3 protein-coding genes are annotated in these 8,388 nt (G+C 55.0%); all 3 read right to left on the bottom strand.

The features are described 5' to 3' along the window. The coding region (locus CKW23_RS26025; protein WP_143498983.1) for a transposase at positions 1-162 on the bottom strand (162 nt) is incomplete at its 3' end. Between the two features lie 73 nt (positions 163-235). Continuing rightward, the gene (locus CKW23_RS26020; protein ID WP_095068684.1) at positions 236-3,517 is read right to left on the bottom strand and encodes a hypothetical protein; all 3,282 of its coding nucleotides are present in this window, start codon (positions 3,515-3,517) and stop codon (positions 236-238) included. 149 nt (positions 3,518-3,666) lie between these two features. Then, positions 3,667-8,205, bottom strand: coding sequence for an ATP-binding protein (locus tag CKW23_RS26015; protein WP_095068683.1), 4,539 nt, complete (start codon positions 8,203-8,205; stop codon positions 3,667-3,669). Positions 8,206-8,388 lie beyond the last annotated feature (183 nt).

The following is an 8,388-nucleotide window of genomic DNA, read 5'->3' as shown; positions in this document are numbered from 1 at the left end:
CTGCCGTTCTTCTTGAGGTTTGCTGTAGCGCTTTATCCACGCATAGAGGCTATGCGTCGACACACCAAGACGGGCCGCTACGTCAGCGACGGGAAGCTTCTTTTCGGTCACTTGATTGACCGCTTGGGTTTTGAATTCTTCGGGATAACGCGGGTTGCTCATGGCACCTCCTGATTGGCCTCATTTTAAGGCATGGAGGTGTCTACGAAACCCGGGGCGATTCATCTGCCCTCAATCAGAGATCTATGTACTCAACCGATCTGCGCTTCTGAGCCGTCAGGATGACTTGGCTATTCGCCCAAACGACGTATAACTCTGAAACCTGCTGCTGTCCCTGCGCATAAGCATAAAATCGTGTACTCAGGCGCCTAGGTCTGGTACGCCAGTGCGCAGCGCTTGCTCCTGGCTCTATCTGCCGGTAAGGCTCGGCGCGTTCAATGAGGCGTTTTTTGAAGTACTTCTCAACAGTGCTCTGATTGGAAAGGAGATGCATGCCGCCATGATTCGGGAAAAGCACCGCTGCCAGCTCATTTTCTTGAGCGATGCTGACGGCGACATCGAAAAACGCGTTGACGATGCTATGTACCGTATGAGTAGCCAACATCTCATCCATCGGGTTGATCGCGCGAACGATCAGGCAACGCTTGGTTGGATGGAGCGCCGGGATCGATTCGAAATAGATCATGGCCATCCCCGCAAGCCGACGTTGCACAGGGTCAAACACCACCATATGCGCGTGCCGCTCCTCCTTCCACATGTCCGTGTCATCGCGCGTGCACAGGTTCGCGGCTTGTCTGGCGAAAAACGCTGCCGGATACTTTGACACGAACGCCTGCAATTCAGTGACTTCGTCGTTAGCAGGCATAGCGGTGAATTTCCCCTGCTCGCGCTTCAGCCAGTTTGCACACGTTGCGAGCACAATTGCTTGGGTATGTCTAAGTGCGACCTGCAATCTTTCACGCCCGGTTTGCAACCCAGCTAGATGAGCCTCACCCACCATTCGCTTGGCCAAGCTATCAGCCTGCTCATCGTTGAAGTTCATTACAAACGCCGGCATATGCGCCTCTAGAGCGTCCGGCAAAGTGCTGGTGAAAAGCGTGTCGAGCTGCTCCAGCCCCTCCGAGATATCAACACTGAAATCCTCCAAGGCAGCTATCTGTCCGAGGTCGGTTTCGAGCCACGATCCGATCAATGAGTCCTCACGACTCGCCGCGAACAGTGCACCTAGATGGGCCGCTACAGACTGAGGGTCACGCGACTTGTCGTATAGCCGCTTGGAACGGATGGTCTGACACGCGTCGGTGAAGTCCCTTTTTGAACAGATCATCGCGCTGATCGTCTTTGCCTGAACCAGCGCCTGCAGACTACTGCGCTCAAGGCGCTTTTCCATGCGACGAATCGAGCGCGCCCAGCGCATCGGGTAACCATCCCACAATGCCAATCCAGCCATTTGCGATTCGAAACCCAGGACATTCTTCCACTGTGACCTGACGCTGTGGCTATCAGCCTTGTAGATCATGGATATAGCCTCAACCTCCTGAGGCTGCAGCTCAGCGCCTGATGGTCCGCGCCCCATTAGCAGGCTCTCTAGCAACGGCACCAATGCGTCCATCTGTTGTTGTAGCTGCTCAGCTGACGACCACGCATGGCGAATCATGCTAGGCAGCAGGACGCCGCCCGTTTGGTTCAGGATGGCTGGTAAACGAGGCAAAAGTTTTAGGCTCTCGGCCTGAGCTAGAACTTCCCTTCGTTCGTCGTAGCGCTCGCATGCCGCGTCGTCCGGTTGCTGGTGGCGATAACCGATGTCCGTTACCACCCGATCATCAATAGCTCTAATGACACAGCTCAGGTTCTCAGTGAAAGCAGCAAAGTGGTTACGGCGGAAGGCATCGTCCAGCAGTACACGAGATGTTGAATTCAGGTCCCAGCAACAAAGCGTATGTACGCCACGTGCCTTGTAGTACCAATCCATGATCGCTTTGAATGAGTTCAATCCCTTGTTCTCGACTAAGTACTGCAAAGTGCCTAGTCCAAACCGTACCACGCGCTCCGCTTGGCACAGATGACTGAACTCTGGCATGGGCACGGCGGTGAGCAGATAGTAATACGGTTGGGCGGCCAGAGTGCCAGCACAGCGAATGATCCAGTCAACCAACTCGCGCTCTTTACGCGGTTTACGGTGCCCTTTGATTACAAGCCAAGTCTCAAGGCTCTGGACACCGATGACGGTATACGCACGCTGAAAACCCAGAACTGCCTCAGGGTAGCCATACCCATGTCGCTCAAGCACTGCCAAGTATTCCTGCAATGCTCCGGGGCGCGCCAGGTAAGTGCGACACTGCCCTATCTGCTCGAAGCTCAAGCAATATGGAGCACCGGCCAACAGCGCGATCTCGGCGAGCGGTTCGCCCTCTCCCTCTTTTTTGTTGAGCTCCAATATGAGCGTCTGGCAATGCGCTAGGTCTTCGATGCTCGCGCCCAGAGCAATCAAGTGCTCGACCAACAATGAAGAAGGCTCGCAGTAATGGTCCAGCATACGCTTGCAGTGTTGAATCTGATCAGCTGAATGGGCCTTAACCACATCCAATACAAAGGCCCAATTTGCGCTGGAAGCTCGCCAAAGCGACTCTCCAATGACCTTGTAGACGGCATCTACGCCTGCTGTGCCAGAAGCAACAATCAGTTGCAAGTTTACCTGCAGCCGATCTGGGTCTATAGCATCCAGGTCATGACGAAAGATACCCGCTACCTGCTTGCGCTTAACACCATTGGCCAGCAATAGATCAATGGCCTGTTTGAAGGTGCGAAGGGCTTCAGGGGTGATCTCGGGCGCGTGATAGCGCTCTTTCATTTGATAGTCTAGCCAGGCCAGCTCCGATTCTGTCTGCACCACATTGGTCAGCACCAGCAGATTGGCGAGTGGGCCCTTCAATCTGAAGCTGCCATAGCGAGCATAATGTTCGATCCTCGCAAAGCTCTCCACGCCGACCTTACGCACGGCCATGAACCAGCCAGCATCCAGTCTGTCGAGCTGTCTTGCGCGTTCATAGGAGAGCAGCGGCATGCCTTGTATGGCCTGATCAACGGCCGGGGTGTAGCGGTTCAAGCGACACGTCACGAGTCGGTCGTAAAAGGTCTCGTAAAGAAAGGCGCGTCCTTCGTAGGTGCGTGTTTTTGCTAACTGCCTACGCGTGTATTGCCATGTCAGCCAATGCGGGACGAAGAATATCCCCAACTTGCCATACCAGGGCCACGCCCCTGGTTTAATCAGTGACTGCGAAGCGGGTATGCCAAGCATTCGGCGGATATGAAGTGCCTGATCAGAGTCTTCGGCAAGCAGCTCGCTGACATTGTTCTGAACCCAACGCCGCGCAGCTCTTAAGGCAATCCGCTGAGTAAATCTGGAGTGAACGTCGGCACTTTCATCGTAATCGGAAATGGCCAGTCGTTTGATCGCGTCTCGCCCTTGCTCTAAGGCATGGGTACGAAATGCCCGATACTCACTTTGATCACTCATTGTCATTCCTTTTACGTGGCGGTGAGGTCGTGCAAACGAATGCGGTTGAATCAGCTTTGTGGTTGATGGGAAGACTAAAAGCGAAGCCCGTTATTAATGCTTATCACCTCGGTGATGTCGCACCTAATTCGGAAGCCGATAGCACATTTTCACGGATGGGCCAGAAGCTCCGCTAGCTGCTCAGGCCGGGGAGCCTGTTTCTCGAACTCGAGTCGGCCTTGGATAGAATCGCCATTAAACCGGTAGACCCCCCTATAATTAAGCATTCCACCCCACCCCCTGCCATGACGCGATCCGCCATGGGCACTTTTTTCACCAGTAACAACCCACACGATTTCTAACCCTTCTGCGTCCAAAAACGCCCGCATCACATCGCGATCTACAACAGCCGCACTGAACCCGGGCTCGTCAACGGACGGATCTTTAAAAAGAACTCTGCTATCTGCTGTTGCGTATGCAAGGGAGCGTCCTTCCGCCAGACGTAAATGAAGGCCACGCATAAGCGCTGGAGCGGGAACCGTAAGATTGAAGCTTTCCTCAATCGAATAGTCATGGCCTGAGCGCTCGACACGCCAGTCAGCTACCGTCGCTTGCGTGTAAATTGCTTCGTCCGAACCCATCTCGAAACTTCCATCGATGGTGTCGAATGCCGGATGCCAAGGGTACTCGCCAAGGTAGCCATTCCGAGGCATATCGTATGCCGGAAAATGATCCCGATTATCTGATGATTGGGTTAGAAACTCCGTTAAACGCTCAACATCATCGCGCGCTACCAATATCGATTTAACTTTGTGCCAGGTCATCCGATGAATCACGCGTTCGCCATCTACCATAGCTAGATGGTTACGGCCAACATTTGTGTCGAGTACGAGCCAACGTCGGCCAGCAGGGTCGATTACATCAATCTGCTGCACTGGATCAGGCACGTCTCGCGATTGATCCTCCATCCACGCGACTCGCGATTCGGGCGGATCGTCGCGCCAACGAGAAAAGTGAGGGGACCACCAGGTCGGACCTTGACGATCCGAGTCGCGTTGTTTCGTACGAGTCACAAGGATAGTCGGATCCATCTCTCGTGACCCGACTTGCCAAGGACCGCGAAAGAGCTCGGGATCGTCCTGATAGTTACCGCCTACGAGCGAGGTGTCAGAAAGACGTCCGGTCATTTCATGATAGGCGATCCATTGATATTTTTTACCGATGCGCTCGACTCGGTGCTCATTACGATCATGGCCCGCCATCTCACGGTCGAATTCGGCAAAGCGTTCCGGAGTCCATCCAAGCTCATGTGCGCGCCAAGCGACCCAATGGCGCGACCTATCACCAGCATATGTTGGATGCCCGGCTACGGCCCGCTCGTCCCACATACGGCCGCGCACAAAGCCGGCAGCACGAATACGAAACTCCTCTATCTCTCCCTCGTCCAAAAGACGCTCGAACTCGCTGATAGTCGCGTCACGCTTTTTTTCGGACGCACGCCGCGCCTCCATCAGTTTTTTAGCTTCGTCGTGAGCTTGACGAAGAAAAAGCGAGAGCCCCGTAGGCATCGAATTGGTGCGAGCTGCAATTTCAAGTACCTGCTCAAACGCTTTGGTACGCGCCGGATGAGGTTTGATCGCTTCCAAGTACCAGGCGTCGTAAATCTCACGCATGGAACGACCATGCTCCGAGCGTGGAAGTAACAGGAAGTCGCCGGCAAGATTATCGATTTTGTAGCGTGCAAAATCACCATCCTCGACTGCGGAACTGCAAATTTCATCACGCAATAAACTGCCGCCATAGTTCTGAACATACGTGCCGAGAGTTTCTTCGGCCACCGTCTCGAGCACCCTCCCTCCTGGATAAGGAGGCCGAGCGCAATCTAGCGATATGTCCGCCGGCAAAACGCCGCGACTGGCAGCAAGCTCGACGATCCCACGCGCGTGGTCGCGAACGAGCGCGTGGGTTGGTAGCTGGTCGTTAGTAAACACCGCCGCAAAGGCAACTCGCGCGAGCTCGGCAAGTCCCTCATCGCTGGAATTTCGCGTTGCTGCACCATATGCAGCAGCAAGCACGCGGTCGACAACGTAAGCGTCGTCAACATTGGAGAATTTCTCGATCATCTCGGCGGCGAGATCACGGCGATTTACCAATAGCGTTGCAAGCGCTTTGGTCGCCATATCACGGACCCAACGATGGCTGAGGCTAGTGAGCCATGCAAGCGTGATGGCGACTAATCGAGCGCGCGGCAGCTCGATTGGCTCAAGTCCATTGGCTAGGACCCACTCGATCAATGTTTCAATCGCTCCGTCGCCGTCGTCCTCCACGGCGATCTGAGTAGCGCGAATCGACCATTCAACGTCGCGCTCGTACATCGGCAACGGTTGCAGCCAACGGTCAAGATGGTCGGCATTAAAAAGATTGTCAGGTTCAGTAGCGATCGCAAGCAGCGTCTCAAGAACTGCGTCACCTCCGATTATGTCAGCGCATTCCTCAACCAGTTCGAGGGTCCGTTTGGTGAAGGCGTCCTGTCGACGCCACAGCAGACTGAGCTGAAAGGCATGAGCAAGATCCCAGCGGGCAAACTTGCCGTCGACAACGTCAATGAGTTCAACGCCGTAACGCTCTGGCAGTTGTACAGCCAATGCCTCGGCGATGCCTGCGAACCTGGAGGAACCTCTACCCACCACATAAGACGCGAGTGCCCCCCCAGTGAGGAAAGCTGGCGATGGATCGCCGTCGCCTACATGAGTATTGAGTAGCCTCTGGGCTATACGATGGTCACTTAACCGTTCGAAGGTAAAGCGAACCATTTCGTTGATCTCTTCTCCGTCACTGACTGGCTCAACCGCGATCACACCTTCGCTTTCGAGCTGGAAGAAAAGGCTTTTTTCAGCGAGACCGTTTGAATTGTGCAAACATTCGATGATTGAATTCGCGGCGTCAATTGAGAGATAGCCGGTACCCGCAACCACCATCTCTTCCGTGAGCGCCGTGAGGACCGCCTCTACACGCTTTAGCCTTGGCGCCAAGCCCATCCGCAAATTGAGCGTCTCGACCACTGCGTTGAAATAAAAATCGAAGACCTTCGACACGCCAGCCAGTCCACGCGGAAGTTCGCTTTCATTACGACGTTCAAGCATGTCACAGCAAGTACGCAGGAACAGTGGATTTTCGAACTCTGGCGCGAAATGAGGGGCTGCCATTCGAACGATGCCACGCTGGTCGAGGTAGCGACGCGCGGCTTCAGCCGCTCTTCCTGCGAAACCTGGGTGTTCCAAGCGGGGTAACGCGGTCGTATCGAGGCCGCGCACAATATAAGGGATGAAGGTAGAGCGACAGGAAACGAGGACCGCTATATGTTCAAAACGGTCGGCAACAGCGAGGAACGCGGCAAGACGCTCGGACCAAACCGCTACACCGTTACGCTCGTTGATCGCATCAATCATCACCAACGCGCGGGTGTCGGCTGCTTCGGCAGCGGAGTCAAACGCACCGAGAATTGCGTCCGGAGCAACATTTGTCAGCCCCAGTTGATCGGCGATCTGTCGCCAAGGTTCCGCGTCACTGAACGCTCCTCCAAGCATTAGGACGGCGGGAAAGCCCTGCGCAACATGATGCTCGGCGACATCGGCCAGCAAGTGTGACTTACCAACGCCCGCCTCTCCGCTCAGCAGCAGCCGGTGTGAATTAGCGAAGTTGGTCGAGGGGGTATTGATTTCCTCGACAACGCGATCGATCACTTCGCGTAAATGTTCGGCAAAATGAAGACCGTCGCGCCCACTGTCCTTACCCGCGCCGGGTTGCCGACGTAGCTCCCAGATTCCGCTCCGACAGCGGTTGAGCGTCGCAGTTGCAATCGCCAGTAAAGCGCTCCATTCCCCGAATGGAATGAGATTCGCTGGGCCAAGTGGTACGCCGCGGACTGCTGCAGATATCGCAGCCATTTGGTCGCCGAGCGCGGTGAAGTCTGTATCACATGTTCCCTCCAGTGCGGCGCCGATGCTGCGTAGCGAACGATGTCTCGCCTCGTCGAGATCATCAGCCCAACCAATGATCTTGCACGCGAAATCGGGGTCTCGTGCGAATGCAACCAACGCCTGACGAATAGGCAGTTCAATATTAAGTTCTGGCGTATAGCGACGACCGAGAGCGGCACGGCTGATCGCAAACCGGTCTTTAAACCATTCGCACCCAAAATGGGGGAGATCGAACCAATAGGTGCGACGCCCCACATACAGTGGATCATTCCGTGAAAGTCGTTCCGTAAGCTGAAAGCCGCCCCAGAGTTGGATTTCAACTATACGAGGCGCGATGGAAGCTTGACGCGCAATCACCCAGTCATCCCAGCGATCGCGTTCAGACTTGCGGCCTTCAACACGGCCATCAGACAAGTCGAAAGGTATGCATACGATGAAGGTGGCGAGTGCGGGGTGCTTGGCTACGGCGTTTTCAAAGGAGTCTTTGAGCTGCCCCGCTTCGCCGCTACCAAGCTCGAAGAAATACTTGGCCTGCCATCCAGTATCAGATCCATTGGGCTCGACGCGATAACACTCGAGTCCTGCGTCGGCACCAGCACCCTTGCGGTGGAACGGGAAGCCACCATGAGACTCGAGCGCGGCGAGTTGGCAGACGAGCTCCTCAAAACCGGCGTGCTGGCTGCCATGGTGTGCGCGGACGGCTCGGAAATCGATCATTGGGGTTGCCATCAGCGGTCCTCAAGTCAGTTACGGATCTCTACTAAGCCGCGATAGTTACGCATATTTGTTAGCGCTGATTGAAAACTGACCCACCCTGCCGATTGAAAATTGACCCAGGATGGATTGCTGATTTTTGCCCCAGCAATTGTGAATAAGCTTAGCAGCAGTGTGCCGATTCAAGACGCATCAAGC

The sequence above is a fragment of the Pseudomonas sp. Irchel 3A18 genome (assembly GCF_900187465.1).
Classification (GTDB): domain Bacteria; phylum Pseudomonadota; class Gammaproteobacteria; order Pseudomonadales; family Pseudomonadaceae; genus Aquipseudomonas; species Aquipseudomonas cichorii.
This window is presented reverse-complemented; position numbering and strand designations above follow the sequence as displayed.